The organism is Chryseobacterium gambrini (assembly GCF_900156825.1).
GTDB lineage: Bacteria > Bacteroidota > Bacteroidia > Flavobacteriales > Weeksellaceae > Chryseobacterium > Chryseobacterium gambrini.
Map to the genome: position 1 here is coordinate 40,783 of NZ_FTOV01000008.1, position 22,873 is coordinate 63,655.

Here is a 22,873-nt window from a genome sequence, read left to right on the forward strand (position 1 = left end):
TATTTATATGAAAAACTTTAAGTTACTACATTTTTTAATTTTAATATTCCCTGTTCTGTTTTATTCTCAATATAAAATAGAAGGAAGGGTATTAAATAAGGAAAAAGAAGCGGTAAAAAATGCAGAACTTCTCTTTAAAAATACGTCTTCGAACAATAATAAAAAAGTTATTACTAATGATAATGGAAACTTTAGTCTGGAACTTACAAAAGGGAATTATATACTGACAATTAAGAATTCTGAATATGTTCCTTTTGAAAAGGAAATCATAATAAACGCGGATACTAAATTGGCTGATATGGAGTTGACAGCGGTATCTAAATTAATAGAAGAAGTCAAATTGACCTCTTCACCTAAGATGATTGTTCATAAACTGGATAGAACGGTGTTCAATGTCGAAAACAATGCACTGGCGAATAGAGGTAATATTTTCGAGACATTAAAAGTTGTGCCAGGACTCGTTCTAAAAAATGATCAGATATCAATGCTTGGAAGAGATGCTGTTAAAGTAATGGTTGATGGAAGAATGATTAACTTGAGTGGGGATGATTTAAAAAACTTTTTAAAATCTATACCCAGCGAGAACATTAAATCTGTGGAAGTCATCAGTAATCCGTCTGCCAGGTATGAAGCAGAAGGAAACAGTGGAATTATTAATCTTGTTCTTAAAAAGAGCAAAAAGAATTCGTGGAATAATAATACCAGCTTTACCAATGATGTGGCAAAAGCGAAATATATCTTGCAAACGGTAAACAACAGTTTTACGTATCAAAAAAATAAACTTAGTTTTTTACTCAATACAGGATATACCTATGGGGATACCTTTACAAAACAGATGTCAAATATTTTCTTTTCAGAACCTTATTTTTTAACAACAGAACAAAAATGGAATTATAATCAGTTCTCAGGGAGATTTTTAATAGATTATGAAATAACTCCAAAAACAAAAATAGGACTTCAGTATTTAGGAGGGGTATACAACAACTATATTGATGATAATATAAATACATCCGTAGTTAATAGTACAAATAATCCTCTTTATTTTCTCAGAGGAAATGGAAACATTCATGATAAAAATAATAATCATTCATTGAATCTCCATCTGGAACAGAAATTAGATACCTTAGGGAAAAAATTAAATATAGACCTTGATTATTTAAGCTATGTTACGGATAAGAATAATACCATCCTTTCTAACCAATATGATGTTGATAATAATTTTGAAGGAATAAACTTTTTTAATAAAGGAATTTCCAATCAGGACATCAATAATTACAGTTTAAAATTTGATATTGAGCATCCGGGAAAATGGATCAATCTTAGTTACGGAGGGAAATTAGGATTTACAGGGACAGATTATGTACTCAATAATTATGATCTTTCTTCTGGTAATACTTTAACTCAGTCAGATCATTTTAAGTATAATGAGGCAATTCAGGCTCTTTACGTTAACGGGACAAAGAAATTTTCTGATAAATGGGAGGGGCAAATAGGATTAAGAACAGAATATACACAAACAAAGGGATACTCTGTTATTTTAGATCAGGTAGACTATAATAAGTATCTTAAATTATTCCCATCGTTATTTATCAAAAATAGGATTAATGAAAATAATAGCTTATTACTTAACTATTCGAGAAGGATACAAAGACCTTCGTATGGACAACTAAATCCAGCGAGATATTATATAAACAGCCAAATCTCCTCTATGGGGAACCCGTATCTTAAACCTTCTTATGTAGATAATGTAGAACTTTCACACACTTACAAGAATCTAACATCAAAACTTTCTTTTAATATAAACTCGAATGCATATAATGTATTCTTTAAAATGAATGATGAGACTAAAGAGCAGATTGTAACTTTTGATAATTATTTTAAAAGCTATGGTTATTCTTTATCGGAAACGTATGAATTTAATGCTCTATCATGGTGGAAAAGCTATGTAACCCTATTTTTGAACTATTCGCAGTCAAAGAAAACTCAGGATTTCAATTTAGTTTTAAGGGATGGGTTTGAATTTTTTGGATCTCTTAATAATTCACTAATTCTTAATCAATCAAAAACATTGACCCTGGATATCAATTACTGGTATGGATCGGCTTTCAATCAAAATTTATTTCATTATTCTAATGCCAATTCATTGGATATAGCTCTTTCTTACAAAACTCCCTATAAAGGATTGAACTTAAGTATTGCCGGGTATGATATTTTTAATTCTAGTCCACGAACAATGTTATCAGAAATTAATGGGATACTACAAACTTACAAAGCTTACCCGAATAACCGATTTTTTAGATTTTCAATCAATTATAGTTTTGGAAATGATAAGATTTCCAAAGAAGAAAGAGCGGTTGGAAACGAAAGTGAAAGAGAAAGAAGCAGATAATCATGATAACAATCAATAAAACCTTATGAAAAAGATATTAATTTATACTGATGCATTTAGAGGAAATATAATTCCGACTCTCGGAATCAGTGAAAAACTTCATCAGATGGGTGTTCATGTTCACTATATGGGCATACCTGATGTAACAGAAATAATATCAGATACATCATTTCCATCTACCACTATTTTTGGAGATTATTATCCGAAAGGCAGCCAATATATCGCAGGCAAAATTAATGCGAATATTATTCGTTCTATTATCAATGGGGGGCTTGATGAATTGATCTATGAGCTCAATCCAACAGCTATTATTTTTACAGCCTATAATCCGATAGAAGCGGCTGCTTTCTATTTGAAATATAAGCTAAAGACATTCCTTCTATATTGTCACTTTCCGATAGATAATGATTTCAGTAAAATATCATTTACAGAAAAAATTAAAGAATGGAGTATTAATATGTTGATGGACGACGCCAATCTGGAATCTACTAATATTCTGATTAATTTCCTTATCGATCAAGGGTACGCAATAAATTCTTTGAATGATATTATGGCTATTTTTGAAAACTTCAATAATATAATACCCGCTTCAAAAGACTTTTTAACTGAAAATGCGATCATAAGTGAAAATGATATGTATGTTGGATCTTGTATACCTGAGTATAATATATTTCACTTACATTATGATATGGACAAGCTTGATTCCGAACTTTCTGAACAGAAGAAATCAGGAAAAATGATAATTTATTGTTCCTTAGGTTCCTGGGCCGATCAAATCGATAAAGAAAAAGCGCAACAAATTACGCAAACTCTTATCAATAGTTTTCGACAGGAATCTATGAAAGATTATATACTTAATATATCTGTTGGAAATTTATTTGAAGATTATCAGTCTCATGCTTCGGATACCATAAGAATTCATCAATGGCTTCCTCAAATGGCAATGCTCAAACACTCAGACATGGCTATTATACATGGGGGAATGGGTGGTGTCAAAGAATGCATCATGAATGAAATTCCTATGATTGTTATTCCATTAGGTCTTGACCAGTTTGAAAATGCAGATCGGATAGCAGCTCATCAGTTGGGAGTAAAAATAGATGCTTATGCCTTAAATGATATCGAAATTACTTCTATTATTAATAGGCTTCAGAATAATACCGAAATAAAGAATAACTTATTTAAAATGAAATCCAGTTTTGAAAAGGCATCGGAAAGTGATGCATGGACAAAATTTAATTCCCAAACACTAACGACGAAATAATGAATAAACAGCTTTTTTTGCTACACTTTGCGGGTGGAAATAAATATTCTTACAATTTCTTACAAAAAACAATAGCATCAGACATCGAATTTATCCCCATCGAATTACCAGGGAGAGGAGAAAGATTTAATGAAAGTTTAATAACTGATAAAAAAGAAGCAATTAATGATCTTTTTCTACAAATAAAAAGCAAGAGAAATGGTTCTCCTTTTATCATATTAGGGCATAGCATGGGAGCTTTACTTGGCCTTTCTGTCACTCGATTACTTGAAGAAGGTAATGATATTCCTGAGTTTTTGATTGTCTCCGGGAATCCCGGGCCTATGGAAGATCATAAAATTCCTATAAGATATAATTTAGACGACAATAGTTTTAAAGAAAAGATATCAGAGATGGGTGGTATTCCAGTTGAAATTCTTGAAAATCAAGATGCATTTGCATTTTTTGCTAAAATTATGAGAGCCGATTTTGAATGTATTGAAAAAGAACAGGGTATTGAAAATGATATTGTGATTAAAGCCCCTATATATGCAATGATGGGAAGTGCAGAGTCACTCAATACAAAAATTGAAAATTGGAGAAGATTTACAGATTCCCAATTCTATCATTTAATATTACCGGGGAATCACTTTTTTATTCATCATCATAGTAATGAAATAGGAAAAATCATCAATTATTGTTTTAAAATAAAAGAATCAAATTATGTTAAAAATAAAAACTAAGCACATTATCTTAATAGCTGTATATGCCCTCATAAGCAGTTTATTGAGTTTTGCTATTATTTATATAATTAACAATACACTATCTAATCAACTATCAATCAATAGTTACATTTATATAACATTTTTTGCCTTTGTTGTTTATGCCTATTTATTGAGTATATTTTTTCAGAGAGAACTCAATAAAATAACCTTTGAATTACTTTCCCAATTGGAAAAAAAATTATTCCAGAAAATACTGGATACTCCATTAATTAAAATTGAAAAATTAGGTACTCAAAGGTTTTACACAGCAGTCGAGGATACAAGAACGTTCTATTCGCTACCAGGTGTGGTAACGGCAGCATTTTCCTCCTTATTGATGGTTATATTATGTCTTTTTTATCTTATCAAATTATCTCCGCTCTCAGCCATAATTATTCTTGTCGCAATTTTGGTAATTGCTGGAATTTATTATTTAGTAATAAATTCCTTGTCAAAATCGATAGAAAAAGTAAAGAAATATAACGAACATTATTTTGGCTATGTGCAGGATGTTATCAGTGGTTTTAAAGAATTAATGATCAGTGATAAAAGAAAAAAGAAGCTACTTGAAAATTATGTATATGAAAACAGGACCGCATCGTATGCGCTGGATTTTAAAATTAGTTTTTCTTTTTTATCGGTAGGACTTATCAGTCAGTACGGGATGTATATTATCATAGGTCTAATTCTTTTTATTTTACCCGAATTAGGATGGTTGAAAAAAGAATTTGTAATTCCATATGTACTTGTCTTATTATTTATTGCAGGTCCCATTAATGTACTGATCAATCTTCAGGATATGGTAACCAGACTATTTGTAGCCAACAAACGTCTTAAAGCATTTTACGAGGACTTTAAAAATGAAAGAATTGTAGCTAAGCATGATAAAAAACTAGCTGTTGATTTTTCAAAATTAAGCTTCAGGGATATCCATTTTAACTATAAAAATGATAATGCAGATGCCAATTTTGAATTGGGGACTATCAACCTTGAAATTGACAAAGGAGAAGTTATATTTATTGTAGGCGGAAACGGAAGTGGTAAAAGTACCTTTATCAATATTCTTTCAGGTTTGTATGTTCCCGATCAAGGGGATGTTCTTTTGGATGGGGAAAGGATAAATTCTGAGAAGGATATCCAGAATCTTATTTCGGCTGTGTTTACCAGCAATCATCTCTTTTCGCAAAATTATGATGATTATATATTGGAAAATAACCCGAAATATAAAATGTTACTTGAAACTTTCAAACTTGAAAATATAGTAAAAGACGATTCCGAAGAATCTGCAAGAAGAAGTTTCTCAAAAGGGCAAAGCAAAAGAATGGCATTGATATTTGCATTATTGGAAGATAAACCGATTGTTTTGCTTGATGAATGGGCTGCAGATCAGGATCCGTATTTCAGAAAATATTTTTATGAAGAATTGATTCCAAAATTGAAAGCAGAAGGCAAAACAATCATTGCTGTGACTCACGACGACAGATATTTTCATTACTGTGATAAGCTTTTAAAATTTGATTATGGTAAAATAGTCAAAGAAGATATTCCGGCAAATTTTCAAAATGCTTACTTTTAATACGATAAGCTTATGAAATTGACACTTCCCCAACTGGATGTTTTTTTTGAACAATTGCTATATCCAGGAACTCCAATCTATAATATAGGGGCAAAAATAGAAATTAAAGGTGAAATTCAGATTGAAAGTTTTAAGATGGCTTATCATGAAATGATCAATCAACATGATGCCTATCGAAGCTTTTTCAGACAAAATGAAGATGAAGTAAAAAAATATATAAAAGAAGGTGACCCAAGACTTTTAGAATTTGTTGATTTTTCAAAAGAGACTGATGCTGTTGGCATTGCTGAAAAATACATGCAGAGCGAATTTTTGGTGCCTTTTAATGTATTGGAAGATGATCATCTGTACCGTTTCGTCCTTATTCAATGCAATGTGGACCACTATTACCTGTTTTCAGTATATCACCACATTATCACTGATGGGTGGGGAACATCTCTTATGTTTCAAAGATTAATTAGAAATTACAACGACATTCTGAAATTTGATGCTGTACAGAATCAGTATCCTTATGAATATAGTACGTTTGTAATTAATGATCACACTTATGAGGAATCTGATGAGTGGCATAAAGATAAACAATACTGGGCTGAAAGATATTCCAGCTTACCACAGGTAATTTTTAATAGAAAAGACAATAAAAACCACTCTTTTCATCAAAGCGAAAGAAAAGAATTAATAGTTCAAAGAGAAGATTACAACAAATTTATAGAACTGGGAAAGAAACATAATTTTTCTACTTTTCATGGTTTTTTAGGATTGTTTTTCTTTTATTTAGGAAGAATTAATCAGAGTAATGATTTGGCTATTGGAATACCTGTTCTGAATAGAAACACCAAAGCCTTCAAGAAAACAGTTGGATTGTTCATGGGAGTTTCACCCTTAAGGATGAAGTTGAATGATCAGGATACTCTACTGGAACTCATAAATAATACCAAAAAACAGTTGATGTCAGATTACAGACATCAAAGATATCCTCTCGGAAAAATTATAAGTGACCTGAAATTATTTAATGAAAAAAGTAAGCTTTTTAATATTACATTATCTTACGAAAAACATAATTATGCAGACCACTTTGAAGGAACTGAAACAACAGTAATTCCTCTCACTAATAAATCTGAAAGGTCAGCATTAGCTATATATGTAAGGGAATTTGATGATAATGATGATATTAAAATAGATTTTGATTACAATATCGATTATTTTGATGACTTATCTATCGAACAGTGTGTACGACATATCAATTATCTGATCGTTAACATCGAAACATTTGCGGCTGAACCTCTGAATAAAATCTCATTTTTATCTGAAGAAGAAAAAGAAAATCTTTTCTCTTTTAATGAAAAGTTTTCTTTTAAAACAGAAGATAAAGACTTCAATAAAACATTTATTGACCTATTCACTGAAAAAGCTTTAGAATTTCCCGATAAAGTAGCAATTGCTGATGAAAAGTTTTCTTTATCCTATGCCGAGGCTAACATGATTTCTTCCCGGATAGCTGATTATCTTTTACACCATCATAACGATAAAAAGGTGGTAGCAGTTTTGCTCAACCGATCGGCTTATATGATTTGTACCCTAATGGGAATAATGAAAGCAGGGAAAGCTTATATACCTCTTGATCCCGAATTTCCTGTAAGCAGATTGCAGTATATTTTACAGGATAGTAAAGCGCAGCTTTTAATATCTGAAGAAAATATTTCTCTTAATCTTACTGATATTCAAAGAATTTTTCTGACAGGTATTTTAAGGGAAACTCAGGAAAGTAAAGAAATAAAGGTTAGACCAGAGGAGACTGCCTATATCATTTATACCTCAGGATCTACAGGGAATCCTAAAGGAGTTGAAATAGGACATGCTTCATTACTAAACTTGTTACAAAGTATCAGTGAGAAACCTGGAATAAATGTTGAGGATGTACTGTATTCAGTAACAACTTATTCTTTTGATATTTCTATTCTGGAGTTTTTTACCCCTTTGATTATCGGTGCTCAATTGTACATTTCTGGTGAAAAGACATTAAGAGATCCTCTGATCACAATACAGGAAATTCAGAAAGTAAAACCTTCAGTTATTCAGGCAACCCCTAGCTTTTTCAAAAGACTGCTTAACTTAGGTTGGAAACCCGATTCCCAATTAAAAATACTTTGCGGTGGAGATTTGATTAATAATGATCTAATAAAAGACCTTTTAGCATCTTGTATGGAACTTTGGAATATGTATGGTCCCACAGAAACCACAATATGGTCCTCAACCAAAAAAATTGAACAAGGAACTTCGCCTCAGAATATTGGACAACCGATTAAAGAAACATCTTTTTTTATTTTAGATGGAAATTTAAATCTCTTACCTCTAAATACTCCTGGAGATATTTATATTGGTGGTAAAGGATTAGCTAAAGGGTATTATCATAATGAACAGTTGTCCTCGGAAAGGTTTGTAGAAAATCCTTTTATAGAAGGAGAATTAATGTACAAAACGGGTGATGTAGGGCAATGGAATGAAAAGGGAGAAATCATTTTCTTTGGAAGAAGTGATCATCAGGTTAAGATAAAAGGATATAGAATAGAATTAGGAGATATTGAAAATCATATTAATACGATAGAAAATGTTGAAGATTCTGTAGTGGTGGTTAAAGAATTGGAAGGGGAAAATCATTTGGTAGCTTATCTGAAAACTAACATGCAAATTGAGATTTCCTCCGTCTATGACAAATTGCAGGTAAAGCTTCCTTATTATATGGTCCCTCAATTTATTTTTCAGGTAAAGGAATTTCCTCTTACCCCCAATCAGAAAATAGACAGGAAGTTTCTTTCATTGAAAGATCTCCCTTCTGATGAGCCTGTCACAACTCAAGTCATTGAAAATGTACAATTGATGCAGGAATTAAAAAATATATTGCAGGGAATTCTAAATTGTAAAAAAGATATTTACGATAATGACAATTTTTTTGAACTTGGTGGCCATTCTATATTGATTTCCAAATTAGTCAATGTCGTAAACAAGAAATTTTCCGTCCATTTGACTATGAAGGATGTGTTTGAAAATCCTAATTTATCTGCTTTATGTCAGACTATTTTAAAGGAAAATAACACAAATAGGTTGATACTAAAAGCACCAGATCAGAATTTATCTGTCGTAACACCTACACAAAGAAATATCTGGTTGGCCTGCCAGAGAAAAGGTGTTTCTCCGTCGTATAATATGTTGATGGAGTTCGATATTGATGGAACGATGAATGTTGTAATACTGGAGAAAGCAGTCAAACAAATAATATCTGTTACTGAAATATTAAGAACAAATTTTATACTGAAAGATGAGGCAGTAATTCAGAAAATCCATTCTTCTGAAGATATTCATTTTGCATTAGAAATTAATGAGATTGCAAACGAATTCGAATACAGAAAAGTAGTAGATGGTTATAAAGGCTATTACTTTGATCTTGGAAAAGAATTGTTGCTTAAAATGATGATTCTGAAAGTAGGAGAGAAATACAAAATCCTTTTCCTTACTCATCATATTATCTTTGACGGAATATCAACAGGATTATTTATAAAGCAGGTAGTAGCCCTTTATAATAACGATTCAATTCAGACATTACAATTAATGCCGGAAATTCAGTTCAAGGATTACTCGTACTGGTATTATCAGAATATGGATCTCGAAAAGAATGATATTTTCTGGAAAAATTACACGAAAGGATATCAATATGAATCTTTCCTGAAAAAAGAAACGCTAACTGTGGATTCTTTTGAAGGAAATATATTTAAAATTCCTCTGGATCAGAAACTAACTGAAGGATTATCTGATTTAGCAAAAGAAATGAAAACAACTCCATATCTGCTTATGCTAACCTCTCTATTGGTGTTTTTGCGCAATATATCCGGTAAGACAGATATTTGTATTGCAACAGTGGATTCAGGAAGATCTGTTCCTCAGGTGCAATCACTTTTAGGCGTTTTTATTAAGAGTATACTGTTACGGGTAGAATTTGGAGAAGAAAAACTTAGTGAGATGCTTCGTAAAGTAACCGGGGAATTTTTAGAAGTAACAAAGTATGAAGAAGTTTCAGATTATTCTTTCGTGAAAAATAATATTGATATTCTTTTTGTATCACAAAGCCCTGAATTCAATTATGATGTAATAAGTGATTTTACTGATTTTTCTTTGGAAAATATTTCACAGGAAACAACGTATAATAAATTCCCCCTTATCATAAATGTCATTCATGAATTGCAAGGAATGCATCTTGAAATAAGCTATAACAAAAGCTTATACAACCATCACATCATTACAGATTTTTCGCAATCTTATGCAGATTTTCTTAAATATCTTTCAACATTGAAATCTGATGTAGAATTGAGATACAAAGACTTTTTCTATAGTAACAATCCTGTGGATATTGATTTTGACTTTTAAAATTTCACGGCCATTACGAAAAATCGATCTATAAAGAGATTCTGTAAATTATAAATAAAAAAAAATAAAATTAATTATTCTATATGAAGACCTCAAAAGTAATTTTTTTACTGCTCATTATGGTATCCTCATTTCTGTTTGCTCAGAAGGGAGAATACACTATTACAAAAACAAAACCTTTTTTTGATTTTGAAAGTCTAAAAGATGACCAATCATTGGAATGGGGATATCTTTCAGTTCCTGAAAACTGGATCGCTCCGTCAAGCAAAATAAAAATTGCATTTGTTGTATTAAAGAAGAAAAAACAATCAACCCAAAAACCGTTATTATATATAGAAGGCGGACCAGGACAGTCGGGAATAGGAGCATTTAAATATTTTCGGGATCATCCCTTAAGAGACTATTCAGATATTATATTGGTAGATGCAAGAGGAGTTGGAAATTCCTTACCCCGCTTATGCCCCGAACTTGGAACAGAAATATTTAAAATTTTGGCATCCAATGAATCTGCTGCTGCAGATGAGAAAAACAGGCTATTTGCTACAATGAGCTGTAAAAATGAGCTAATAAGAAAAGGCATTGACCCTGCAAATTATAGCAGCATAAATATAGCCAATGACCTTCATGCCCTTAAAACGGCATTGCACTATGATACATGGAATGTACTTGGAGTTTCATATGGCACCTATATATCACAGGTGTATGCGAACTCATTTCCTGAAGATTTTAATAAAATGATTCTAGATTCGACAGTTGACAATATTTCTGAATATTACAACAAAATCAATGATCATTATGTGAAAGAACTAAATCTATTTTTTGCGAAATGTAAGCAGAACCCAGCTGTAAATAAAAAATTTCCGAATCTTGAAAAGACTTATTATAAAGTAATAGAAGATCTGACTAAAAATCCGCTAACCGTAAGTGTTCCCAAAGATTTTTTGGAAAAAGGCAGTTTTACTTTTAATAGCGAAGATTTTAAGATTGTAGTGCATCAGGCTTTATATGCTAAGGGATTAATAGAAGTATTGCCCGTTATCATTACTTTATTTCATGAAAGAGATGCAAAAACGCTAAGCTCAATTGTAGGAGTATTTTCCGGCGTTTTTAAAGCATTGGATTTTGGAACTTATTATAGTATGGTACTTAACGATGCGCTACCTTATAATTCATTAAAATATTATGATGAGGATGCGGCAAATTATCCTGGTTTAAAGGGAGGATTGTCATTTTACAGAGCTGATTTTCTCGTCAACAATCAGTGGAATAATAAACCGGTCGCGCAAAATACATTAGATTATATAAAAATGTCTAAAATTCCAACGATGATCATAGGAGGAGAATTTGATCCTATTACTCCTGTTTCAAATGCCCAATCATTAGCCGGATTATTGAATGCCAAATTGATTATATTTAAAAATGAAGGTCATGCCCTCTTATTTGGCAAAGAAGGAAGTGATCTTATTAATAACTTCATCAATGACAAAAAATCTGGAAACCTAAGCAGTACACAGATTATTACATCGCCGGAACTGAATTTTATGACAGACATTCATATCAATTCAGGAGTTGCAAAACTGGCAATGCTATTGTTTGATGGTTTTGATATTTTGAAAGTCGCTCCATTGATTCTGGCTTATGGAATTTTATTAGTTGCTATTATTTTCTTTTCTGTAAGTATATGGAGAAAACGATATGTAGACAAGTTGATCATGAAAACTTTCTACGCGATACTAATCATTAATTGTATAATAGGAACAGTACTTATGGCGGGGCTTATCTATGCGATCGTTTATTCTAATAATACGAATTTTTTTATATGTGCTTTTGGTATTCCCGAAAAGTTTATCAATTTATTTTATTTGTTAAAAGTACATATGATCCTATCCGGTTTATCATTCATACTATTTTTGGTAAACTACAGACAACTTACATATAAGATCATTGTCATTTCAGTACTGTTTTCATTTGTATTAATCCTTTCCTATTTCTATTACTGGGGGTTCTTTAGTTAATATCATTTTTAGCCACTAATTATTATGAAAAAAATAGCATTTATAAATTGTTTTTTCGGGAAAACCTGGCCTGACTATTTTGATTATTTCCTGAAAGGCTGTGAATATAATCCAACCATAGATTTTTATATTTTTACTAATATTGCTCCTAAGTATAAAATAAAAAATGTTCATTTCATTAAGTTTGATTTACAAAAATTTAATGAAATGGCAACCGAAAAACTAAAAGTTTCGGTCAGTGTAAAGGATGCCTATAAACTATGTGATTTCAAGCCTTTGTATGGGGTCATCCTACAAGAATATATTTCTAAGTATGACTTTTGGGGATATTGTGATGTTGATTTAATGTTTGGGAATATTCGTGAGTTTATTACCAATGAAATGTTAGATAAGTATGATGTTATTTCTCCTGTTGATAAATATCCTGCCGGTTTCTTTACCTTATATAGAAATATACCTTTTATTAATAAAATATTTCGTTTAAGTAAGGATTTCAGGAAGATTGTACAAAGCGATAGGCATTTCTGTTTTGATGAATGTAATTTTGAGTTTACTACTGTTCAGTCACAGGATATACAATATATTGATTCTGAAGTTGAAAGTATGGCTCTGATATTAAGAAAACTGGAAATCACTAATAAGATCAGATATTTCCATATGGACATGGCTCAGGAATTTTTGCACAGCAGAAATACCCATATATGGAGAGATGGAAACATATACGATTTTATTACAGAAAAACCCTATCTGTTAATTCATTTTATTAATATTAAGGGTTTGCCAAGTTTTCATATAGAAAAATATACTAAAGCAGGACATAATAAAAAAGAAGTGTTTTATATCTCGCCTAATTTTATAGGAAAGAGTTTAAAACAACAATTTAATTTTCAATTATTTATTAATCCTTATCAACGGAAAATTAGAACTATAATAACAAAGGTCAAAGCTATTACATTCGGAAAATCTTATTCTTTTCCCTTTGTTGAAGACTCCCCCTATAAGTCTGCTAATCAAGAAGTTTTCTTCTACAAAAAATCAGATAGAAGTGTTGTAATGCTTACTTCAACTGGTAATATAAACAATTATTTATACAATGAAATTTTTCTTTATCAAATAAAGGAAAATCATTACTTCTGTTGGAATAAGATCGATAACATCCAATATTTTGCTAAGTTTCACTATTTAAAAGATGATGAAAAAGCTTATAAAATTGAGATAGAAGATCTCAAATTCACAGAAAAAGGAACAATGTACTTACTAAATAAATAGAATATAATATAATGTTACCTACAGATTACAATAAGAAGAGAGCATACGAAATTTTTAAGATATTCTTTCAATATCATGAGCCGAAGAAGACTATAGTAGAAATTGATTGTGAAAATTTAGATTTCATAACGCTGCACTCTATTTTATCATCAACTTTTGAAATAGAAAATGAAGTTGGAAAAATCAATTTTGACGACTTAATCAATTGTCCTTTGCCTGCAATTACATTTTTGCACATAAATGGAGGCCGTTTTGTTGTAATAAAAGAAATAACAGGTGAATATGTGACTTGGAATTCCCCACAATATGGCGAACAAAAGAACAGTATGAATTTATTTAAGAAAATTTATAGTGGATTGATATTAGTACCTCTCGTATTGTAATAATAAAATTAATTCAAATTTTAGCTTTTCGTAGAATAATTAATTAAAATATATTTGAAATGGTAGTTGGTATGGATTTTATATCAGGTTATTATCCAATGATTATTTAGATTAAATATTTTCTACACAATCTAATGTCTAAAGAAATAAAATAATGCTGGTTGAAAAATTATGTATACAAAGATCAGATGATACGCTTCCCATTGTAATTTCTATTGTTGATGATTCATTTGAATTTCTAAAAGAAATAAGATATTCATTTCTTCATATAGCAGAATTGGCTTTTTTTGATACACTAAAATTCTCTAAAATACAATCTAGTTATTTGTTGGGAAGATATGCCGCCAAAATGGCATTGAATGTATTTAAGGAGGATGTGATTTTAACAGAAACAAGAATAGGATCAGGAGTATTTCAGCAGCCTATTCTTTACCTCAAGGAAGCAGGAAATATTCAGCTAAGTATCTCTCATACGACTGAAAGGGCGATTGCTGTGGTATTTTCGGAAGAACATCCAATGGGAGTAGATGTAGAAGTGATCAGTGCAGAACAGGCTGAAACGATTAAAGGAATTATTACCTATAGAGAGAAAAATAAACTTTCATTGATTGATACTGATGAGAATAAGTGTCTTACAATTTTATGGACGATCAAAGAGGCATTATCCAAAGTCCTGAAAACAGGACTTATGACTCCTTTTCATTTGTATGAAATTGAAAATATCGAACATAATGAAGGAGCTATTATTTGTAATTTTCACAATTTTCCTCAATATCAATCCATATCATGGATATCGGACGGGCATGCATGGTCTGTTGTTTTACCAAAAAAAAGTGTTTTAAATATGAAGCAACTCAAAATGTTACATTTATAAGAATTAACTTAAAACTTACATGCGAATTTACTATTCTAAAATATTTTCAAGTCCAAGAACTTGTGATAAGTTTACTTACTATAATTTCAAAATACTAAAAGTTAAAATAATTTTGTAGAAAATACATGGGAAAAGCAACAGGAATCATACAGAGAACTTGAAGATATTTGAATATCGTTTTAAACAATTCGTACCTGTTGCTTGTTTTCTAAAAACCGAATAGAAACCTAACGAAGTGGTTCGGCGTAGCCAATGCTGTTTGATGAAGATAAACTTTAAGGCATACTACTGAAAAATAGTTGATGGAATTATACCAACTATTTTTCAGTAGTATGTCTTTTTTTAAAATAATTTCATTAATTAGTTGCTCCTTAGCAACACCTTCTTTCTAATTTATTTTTTAAAAAAGGATTAAAAAACAGGATGATGTGTATTTGATAAAAATAGAAAACAATTTTCTGTTTCAATATTTCCATCATTTTCTTCATATTCCAAGCGGTTGCAGATAGTAATGCATTGATTTGTAGTCCCGATTCTCCCAAGAAGTAATTCTGAGCCAGCCTAAAATCGGTTTTTAGATGTCCGCTTACAGGCTCTATTGCTGCTCTTGTTCTAAATTTTTTGCGTTTTATCTGCTTTTGATAAGCGGTATCTGCTTTTCGTGGAATGTCTGGGATAGAGATTTTATAATGTCGATAGGGTAGGTTTCCTCGATCCCGAACAAAGGACGAAATTGCCCGACGGTAAATGCTAATTTTGGATTGAAAGTATATTTTAAGTATGCATTTTCCAACACTCTGGATTTTGGATCATTTTTGAAATCGGCAAGGTTGGCAAGTGCAACAACCTCTGTTCTTTTACTGATCTGAGCGCGCATCTGTACCCTCATGTATTTTACTATAAAAGAGTTGTCTGTTCCGCTTCCATCCTCATGATGAAGACCGTTAACATCGACATTTTTAGTTGTACCCACAAGATATCTAGCCTGAAACAGACCTTTAACCTGTAATACAGGATATTTTACATCGTCCTGATTTTTTTTTGAGTCTGCAGAGTCAGAAGTTTGGGCTTTTATATTGACTGTAAAAAATACAATACATAAGAACAAACCTTTTTTCAGTTGAAAAGAAGTCATAGTTTTTAGTTTTAGTGGCCATATAAATATACGAAATTTATTTAAAATTTAATGGGTGAAAGACTGTGAGATTTATGTTAGATGAGCTTAAATTGGTCTTTTTAGCTGTAACCGATAAAAAATTTTCTGAAATTATTTTTTCATTTTGTTTACTCACATAGTATATTTGTGATTTATTTTCAATCATAATTTTATCTGTTTAATAAAAGCATAAAAAATCATTTAAAAATGGCAAGAATATATCAGGTCGCATCTATGGGAGAAGCACATATAAGAGTTGCGATTGTAAGCAGGGGAGATGCAGATTTATTGGTTAATAGGGTTTCCTCGTGGGGTTTGGCTCATGGTGATGCACTTTGGTATATTACGCGTAACAAACAGGATGCTACTTGTGTTATTTCTTTCGTTTCTGTAGGAATGGCACAAGTTAAAATATGCTTTGTAGACACTTATAGCGAAGCAGGATGGCAGAAGGAAAGCCGATATAAGGGAAGATTAGCTTAATAAAAGTAGGAAGAAATCTTCAGCCTTTCATTATATTTTCCTGTATTTTGTGAAAAATACGCTGGATAAAGAAATTACCGTTCAGGGTAAACAACTTCCTGCCGGAAAATACAGCTTTTTCTTAATTCCTAAAGAAAGCGGAACATGGACTGCCATCTTCAACAAAGAGCCAAAACAATGGGGCGTCTCAAATACGAACAGGTAAATGCTTTAAATATAGAGGTAAAAACAAAAACACTGCCTGCAAAACAGGAAACTCTGGTTTACAAAATAAACAAGAACGGATTCTCGATGGATTGGGATCAAATCTCGGTTCCTGTGGAGATTAAGTAAGTTTGAATATGAAATTTAAAATCCCGGTTGTCCGGGATTTTTTTGTTTGGTATTGATGACTTTTAAGATAATCAACAAGCTTAAAATTTGCTTTATTGTTATCATATTTAGATTTACGGTTTTCCACAATTTCCTCATATGTGCTTTATCTATATTTGAAAAATAATAACCAACATCTATTATGATAACTTTTACAACAATTTTAGTGCTTTTATTTATCGTGTTACTGGTCAATTTCCTGATAGTAAGATTTAGAGAAAATAAATTCCCTGATAAAACTAAAAATGAAAACTTACGATCAACAGAAAAAGTTAGACAAACAGTTTTGACTTCGGGACTAGCAATGATATTTATTGCAATGCTATACATTAATTTTTTTTATAAAACAGAATCTGAAATAGCAGCTGAAAAAGAAAGGAAGGAAAAATCAGATAAGATTTCAGCAGAAAAATTAGCACGAGAAAATGATATAAAAAGATTGGGCTTAACATCAACTGAAGTTGAAATTTTACTTCAACATGAAATTCCCATCAATAATTTAGCAGATGAAGTCAAAAATGCTTATGAAATCTTAAAATCGCAAAAGTATTTTGTAGAGACTGAGATTATAAGGTTTACAGGGCTAGCTAAAAAAACTAAAGGTTCTGAATTTGCAAAAAGAATTGAGAAAACCAAAGATTCATTAATAAAAAATAAAGATGCAATTGGCAAAAAACAGATTGCTGATTTAGATAGAAAGACCTCTTTGGAAGAATCTAAAATGCGATTGAAATATGGAGAAAATCTTAGAAATTTGTTGTTAGATAAAGGTTTAGATATTAAAGTCGCGGTTTTTGGCAAAGACAATAAAAAAATAAGATTGACCTATATTCTCTTTAATGATGTATGGTTTCGAAAATTTGAAACATTGGACTATTTCGATATGATCCACGAAAAAGGCTTTAATCATATTGAGTTATCAGATGGATACGACTACGCTAGATGGATGCAATATGGTAAATAGCAAGCCTAAATTATAATATTAGTATTGACCAAAACTAACGCATAGATAGTTCAAAAGGATTTTTATTATATTAACAATATAAATCACAATTTTTTGAGTTCTCTATTAAATTATTTCTGTATTAGATAAGTATATAAAAAAACTAATAAAATTTTTATATTAATGTAGAGAACAGAAATTTTTATTCATTCACAAATTATTATCTTTATAAATATTAGTAAACTATTTTAACCATGAATTTATTAAATTCAAAAATCAGTAATCCCGACATTTATGTATATATAGAAGAATTTAATAAGAAAGAGAAGACTGTTCTTATCGATTTTTTTGATTCAAATTATTATCAAGTTTTTACCAATGAAATGGGTATTGAATATAATCTTGATAGCCCCACAATGGTTATGTTGAATGGTTATCGATATAATATTAAAGAAGACACAATTTACAAGATAAATTTAGATGTAATTGATTTTTTGAGAAATAATATTAATTTAATCTCACAAAACGAAAATTCTTTTCTAATTGGATTTACTATAAACGTAGAAAATATTGAGACAAAAATTTTTGGATCTTCGATTTCAGTAAAAAAATTAGATGGATATTTTAATAGATACATAGATTTATCAAAATTTACATTTGATATAAAGGGAAAATTAAAGGTGATTATAAGAAATGTGGGACATGGTAACTGGAATGAAATACTTTCTAATGATGAGGTGAAAATTGTTTTTGATGCAGGAGCATCATTAAATGAATCAAAGTCGAATATCAGAAAAATAATTGACAACAGAAATATTGAATATAATAACGCAAAACCCATTTTAATACTATCACATTGGGACAAAGATCATTACCATGCATTATTAGGAATGACTGATTCAGAGTTAAGAAATAATTTTTCGGCATTTATTTGTAGGAGTAATAAGCCAAATCTAACGTCAAGAAAACTTTTTTCTAGAATAGAAAATGCCTTAGGAATAGCAAAAACTTATCCAATCAGTGCAAATGTAAAAAATTCTAAACGTGGAGTAGTTTTGTTTAAAAATATTAACCCTATCACAGATCAAATTGTTTTGTATAATGCAGAAGAACATAAAGATAGGAATATTTCCGGCTTAGTTTTGTCAGTCAAATCAAAAAATAATAGTGTGATTTTATCTGGTGATTGTCATTATGGACAAATTTCGCGAGATATTCTTCCTCATCTGAATTTTAAACATCAACATCATCTTGTTGTGCCTCACCATGGAGGAAAAGCAGGTAATTACATTTACGAAATTCCAAAAAATGTTATTCCAGGAAGAGCAATAATTTCTTCAGGAAAAAATAGTTATGGACATCCTTTAAAAAAAAATATTAACTTATTAAAATCGAATCGTTACATAGTTGAGCAGACTATACTTACAAATAATGATATAATTATTCAGCTTTAAAAATTGATCAAAATTTAAAATCAACTTTACGATTTTGTATAATAGCCTAAATATATTCATTATTACTTAATTAAGAATGATATTCTGGTTTATTATAATATATGTATTTGAAATCCCAACTCTTGTTAGGATTTTCATTTATTTATATTTCCAAAAAATTCTTCTAAGGTAATCTCCTTTTTTCGACAAATTCTGATTAAAGTTTTTAAGGACATATTATAATCAGTCTTTGATGTTCCTAACGCAATATTTTTAATTCTTCTTATGGTACTTTCTTCTACGCCGCATTTTGACGCAAAATCTCTTTGCGATTCCGCTTTTGAAATCCAATTAGTGTAAATGTATTTGCAAATAGAAATGATTACGTCTTTTTCATCGTCCATGTTAACAAATTAAAAGAAAGAGAAAAAAAACAGTGCGGTTTTCTGTGCGCAATAATGAAATATTATTACATTTGTAAAATAAGTTACATAAGCAACCCCAAAAAACAATAAAAACACAAAACTTTCTTCGTATGAAAAAGAACAGCATAGATTTTGAATCCCGTTTTTGGTGCGGTCGGAAGAAATATTCCGCAATTTCGCTGATGGAAGTATTTTTCCAGTTCCATGATTTGGTAACCGCCAAAGAACATCTAAATCTCATCATGCAATACGCCGCACAGCGCAAAATACGGACTCCGGAAGATCCTTCTGTTATCTTTTATTTTTACCAGTCGCTACGGTCGTTTATTCGCGCAGCATATTCCCTTAGAAAAAAGCACGGAAAATGGTTGGTTCATGAACTTTCGGAACATAAAAACCCGATGTTGCAGGGTTCGCTGTCGGAAAAAGAATACTGCGATCCGGCAAAAGTTTTCAGAAAAGCCTTTAAAAAATACCGTCTCGAGGAATTCGAGGAGTTTCTGTCGGAAGTCGTGTATTTCTCGCTCGGAAACTTCAACAATGCACCGGAGCGCAATATCGTAGATCCGTATTTGCACCTCACCAAAATGCTGGATGCAGCATGGCTGATTCTGGAACGTGAAAATAACAGGGAAAAACTTCCGCATGAGGAGTCAATTGCTGAACTTCAGTTATGACAATATTTCATTTCAATCAAACGCGATCAGAAAATTATACCTTTATAGTTTAATTTAAAAAAAAGAGTTAGAGAGTCAAGTAAAATAATAAAAAAACCGGCATGAAGTAAACTTCTAATGCCGGTTTTTGTGAACTCGCTGGTAGGCTATCCAAACTATTTTTATAACGATATTGAAAATATTCTAGAGTTATGTAGTTGAAAATAAAGCATTTATGTTATTGTTTATTTTGTTTGATTCCTGCTAAGTTATCTTCATGGGATTGTAATTTTAAAATATTTCAATTCGTAGTTCGAATCTTTTGCGCGCCTACCAACCAATTATTTTTATCTGTAATGGTAATTTTTAGTGTGATTATTTGCCAGTTCTGACTTGGGTTTTCTTTTTTTATTCATAATTTTAAAATTAATCTGCAAGAGCTTGACTTACAAAATATTTGTCCTTTTAATATAGATGTTTGCTATATTTTTAGAGATGTAGCACTAATTAAACAAATTGGCTGTCAACAAAGATAAGATTGAAATTCTTATCCTATTTAGTCTAGGGATTTCCTAATCAAAAAAGGGATTTTTCTCCGTATGAATTGGAGCACTTGGACAAAGCAGCTTTACATTTTTTAGGGCAGATCGATTTAAAACCTAAACCATCAAAATTCAAATTTTAATAAAAATTATAATCTTACGGGTAACCGTAAAAATAAAAATATCTGCAAATGTAATTTAGCAATATGATTAAAATAACATTACCAAGTAGCGATGCGATCAAGGCTATCAACGACGCTAAAGAGGACTGCCTCCAACCAATTGGCTTTTTTATAAAGTACAAGGTTACATTTAATAAATTAACAATGGAAATCGAGCCAAATGAAGGATTTGAATATGATCCATCTGATATTTTTCATCTCGCATGGTACGCTAGAGAATACAAGTAAGGCTATTAAATTCTTGAACGGAAAGATTTAATTACAAAAATTCCCAGATTAGATTAGGGTACAATAGAAGAGATTACTTAAATGGTGGTCTCTTTTATGCATTAATTCTAACCAGAATTTTGATTAAAAATCTTTTGTTTCATTTTATATTAGATAAAAGGTATAAATTTCATTGGTTTAATTTTTACAGTATCTTAAAGAATAATCTTTGTTTTATTGGGAAATAATAATTTTTTAATGAGCAAACATATTTCATTCAATTGCAGATTATGAGTATATTCGTACGAATTCTGATTTAGTGTCGGCGAATAATAACTGGCCTAAACTATTGATTATTAGAAAAAAAATATATTGTATATTTAATTTTATATCTCAACGTGGAGAGATATAATTTAAAGGGAAAACGACTGTGTGGAGGTTATTCACTTTAAAAAAGTAACCATGAAACAATTATATAAAAATATTCTATTATCAATCGAACAACAGGAGAAGAATCTAGAACGAAGTACGAAAAGCACCATTGAAGAAGCTTATCATATGGTTTCTTTTCTTCGCCAATTATTAAGCGATCTTAAAACCCAAATTGCTAAAAATGGTTTTGCTACAGCCGACGACGAAGTAGTCTTTTTTAAGACTGTCAAGCCCGAGATTTTAGGAAAACTCATTTACTATAATAAGCTTGTCCGTTTGGAAGTTATTAACCCGGAACTTTATGATTTGGTACAAGCTTATTACAACGAGCAGATCAAGCTTTTAAATAAAGAATATAAAAAGCACCTGGAGAGTTCGGATTTTTACTGGTATTATCGTTCTGGTCGCTGCGATAAAGACAATTCCTATTTTAGATTAGGTAATATTAATTTCTTCGATGGTGTAGACAGTTTTTTCTTTGAAGTTGATATTGAGTTTTCTACCTATTATGATTATAAAGTCGCTCAGATCATAGCGATGGACTTGCTTTTTTCCTATTATTTGTCGAAAATTAGTCAGAAAGACTCCAATAACACCGGCAGTTCCCCTATGCCTGAAAATGGAAATTTTTCTTGGACGGATTCCAAGAATGCGTTAATTGAACTGATTTATGCACTACATGCCGCAGGTAGTGTGTCTAATGGAAGAGCTGGCCTGCGAAAAATGAGTAAACTATTTGAGGAAGTGTTTGAAATCAAATTGGGGGATATTCATCATGCATTCCATCAGATGAAGTTCAGGGCAGGAGAGAAAACCAGCTATTTACTTTTCTTAAAAAGTTCTCTAGAACAATATATGGATAGAGAACTTTAAGGTAGGTAGTAAATCTATTGTACAAGACAGGTAATCAAATCGATGACCTGTTTTTTATTGCCGAAATTTATGCTGTCCCGTTATACTGAATTTATTCGTAGGAATAATTAACCTGAAATTTACACAGCTGGTTTCGACAGTTCATACTTTTAGTATGTACCAATATACTAGTCATAGGATACCAATGCAAACTGGCGCCACTATTAAAAAAATAACGAAAAAAAAGTTCATTTCTCT

The 22,873-nt window shown here is 30.9% G+C and carries 19 protein-coding genes; 17 read left to right on the forward strand and 2 right to left on the reverse strand.

The features are described from left to right. The first annotated feature begins 7 nt into the window (after window positions 1-7). The 9 genes from BW951_RS14625 to BW951_RS14665 all read left to right on the forward strand — a co-directional run bounded on the left by BW951_RS14625 (window position 8) and on the right by BW951_RS14665 (window position 14,932). On the forward strand, window positions 8-2,389 hold the full coding sequence (locus BW951_RS14625) for a TonB-dependent receptor (protein ID WP_076394153.1): 2,382 nt from the start codon (window positions 8-10) through the stop codon (window positions 2,387-2,389). Between the two features lie 25 nt (window positions 2,390-2,414). Further along, a complete protein-coding gene (locus BW951_RS14630; protein WP_076394155.1) occupies window positions 2,415-3,653 on the forward strand; it encodes a glycosyltransferase in 1,239 nt (412 codons plus the stop codon). Then, on the forward strand, window positions 3,653-4,375 hold the full coding sequence (locus BW951_RS14635; protein ID WP_076394157.1) for a thioesterase II family protein: 723 nt from the start codon (window positions 3,653-3,655) through the stop codon (window positions 4,373-4,375). The genes BW951_RS14630 and BW951_RS14635 overlap by 1 nt, the downstream gene beginning before the upstream one ends. Continuing rightward, window positions 4,356-5,972: a cyclic peptide export ABC transporter gene (locus tag BW951_RS14640; protein WP_076394159.1), complete on the forward strand. Its 1,617-nt coding sequence runs from the start codon at window positions 4,356-4,358 to the stop codon at window positions 5,970-5,972. Before BW951_RS14635 ends, BW951_RS14640 begins: the two co-directional genes overlap by 20 nt. Before the next feature lie 12 nt (window positions 5,973-5,984). Continuing rightward, on the forward strand, window positions 5,985-10,391 hold the full coding sequence (locus tag BW951_RS14645) for a non-ribosomal peptide synthetase (protein WP_076394161.1): 4,407 nt from the start codon (window positions 5,985-5,987) through the stop codon (window positions 10,389-10,391). An 83-nt stretch (window positions 10,392-10,474) separates the two neighbouring features. After that, window positions 10,475-12,406 (forward strand): alpha/beta fold hydrolase, encoded by a 1,932-nt coding sequence (locus tag BW951_RS14650; protein WP_076394163.1) that lies wholly within the window; start codon window positions 10,475-10,477, stop codon window positions 12,404-12,406. A 24-nt stretch (window positions 12,407-12,430) separates the two neighbouring features. Continuing rightward, complete coding sequence (locus BW951_RS14655; protein ID WP_076394165.1) at window positions 12,431-13,675, forward strand: DUF6625 family protein; 1,245 nt, start codon at window positions 12,431-12,433, stop codon at window positions 13,673-13,675. Between the two features lie 11 nt (window positions 13,676-13,686). Continuing rightward, on the forward strand, window positions 13,687-14,058 hold the full coding sequence (locus BW951_RS14660; RefSeq protein ID WP_076394167.1) for a cysteine peptidase family C39 domain-containing protein: 372 nt from the start codon (window positions 13,687-13,689) through the stop codon (window positions 14,056-14,058). 154 nt (window positions 14,059-14,212) lie between these two features. Further along, window positions 14,213-14,932 carry a 4'-phosphopantetheinyl transferase family protein gene (locus tag BW951_RS14665; RefSeq protein WP_084196449.1) on the forward strand — a complete coding sequence of 240 codons (720 nt, stop codon included), beginning with the start codon at window positions 14,213-14,215 and terminating at the stop codon, window positions 14,930-14,932. 628 nt (window positions 14,933-15,560) lie between these two features. Here BW951_RS14665 and BW951_RS14670 read toward each other — a convergent pair. Next, on the reverse strand, window positions 15,561-16,067 hold the full coding sequence (locus BW951_RS14670; protein WP_420866234.1) for a porin: 507 nt from the start codon (window positions 16,065-16,067) through the stop codon (window positions 15,561-15,563). Window positions 16,068-16,295: 228 nt separating this feature from the next. On the opposite strand from BW951_RS14670, the gene BW951_RS14675 reads away from it, so the two are divergent. The 5 genes from BW951_RS14675 (at window position 16,296) to BW951_RS14695 (ending at window position 19,340) form a co-directional block, all read left to right on the forward strand. Further along, window positions 16,296-16,571, forward strand: a complete 276-nt coding sequence (locus BW951_RS14675) for a 7(1) septoil knot domain-containing protein (protein WP_076394169.1) — start codon at window positions 16,296-16,298, stop codon at window positions 16,569-16,571. Between the two features lie 49 nt (window positions 16,572-16,620). Next, window positions 16,621-16,776: a DUF2911 domain-containing protein gene (locus tag BW951_RS23175; RefSeq protein ID WP_338076389.1), complete on the forward strand. Its 156-nt coding sequence runs from the start codon at window positions 16,621-16,623 to the stop codon at window positions 16,774-16,776. Next, window positions 16,749-16,904 carry a hypothetical protein gene (locus tag BW951_RS23180; protein ID WP_338076390.1) on the forward strand — a complete coding sequence of 52 codons (156 nt, stop codon included), beginning with the start codon at window positions 16,749-16,751 and terminating at the stop codon, window positions 16,902-16,904. The genes BW951_RS23175 and BW951_RS23180 overlap by 28 nt, the downstream gene beginning before the upstream one ends. A gap of 181 nt (window positions 16,905-17,085) precedes the next feature. Continuing rightward, a complete protein-coding gene (locus BW951_RS14690) occupies window positions 17,086-17,907 on the forward strand; it encodes a hypothetical protein (RefSeq protein WP_139326167.1) in 822 nt (273 codons plus the stop codon). A 233-nt stretch (window positions 17,908-18,140) separates the two neighbouring features. Next, complete coding sequence (locus BW951_RS14695) at window positions 18,141-19,340, forward strand: ComEC/Rec2 family competence protein (protein ID WP_076394175.1); 1,200 nt, start codon at window positions 18,141-18,143, stop codon at window positions 19,338-19,340. Between the two features lie 134 nt (window positions 19,341-19,474). Here the strand turns inward: BW951_RS14695 and BW951_RS14700 are convergent, their stop codons facing one another. After that, window positions 19,475-19,723 carry a helix-turn-helix transcriptional regulator gene (locus BW951_RS14700; RefSeq protein ID WP_076394177.1) on the reverse strand — a complete coding sequence of 83 codons (249 nt, stop codon included), beginning with the start codon at window positions 19,721-19,723 and terminating at the stop codon, window positions 19,475-19,477. 131 nt (window positions 19,724-19,854) lie between these two features. Here BW951_RS14700 and BW951_RS14705 point away from each other — a divergent pair, with 131 nt between their 5' ends. The 3 genes from BW951_RS14705 to BW951_RS14715 all read left to right on the forward strand — a co-directional run bounded on the left by BW951_RS14705 (window position 19,855) and on the right by BW951_RS14715 (window position 22,636). Beyond that, a complete protein-coding gene (locus tag BW951_RS14705; RefSeq protein ID WP_076394189.1) occupies window positions 19,855-20,421 on the forward strand; it encodes a hypothetical protein in 567 nt (188 codons plus the stop codon). A 727-nt stretch (window positions 20,422-21,148) separates the two neighbouring features. Continuing rightward, entirely contained in the window at window positions 21,149-21,352 is a 204-nt protein-coding gene (locus tag BW951_RS22795) for a hypothetical protein (protein ID WP_076394191.1), read from the forward strand. A 441-nt stretch (window positions 21,353-21,793) separates the two neighbouring features. Next, window positions 21,794-22,636: an RteC domain-containing protein gene (locus BW951_RS14715; RefSeq protein ID WP_076394193.1), complete on the forward strand. Its 843-nt coding sequence runs from the start codon at window positions 21,794-21,796 to the stop codon at window positions 22,634-22,636. Window positions 22,637-22,873: the final 237 nt, after the last annotated feature.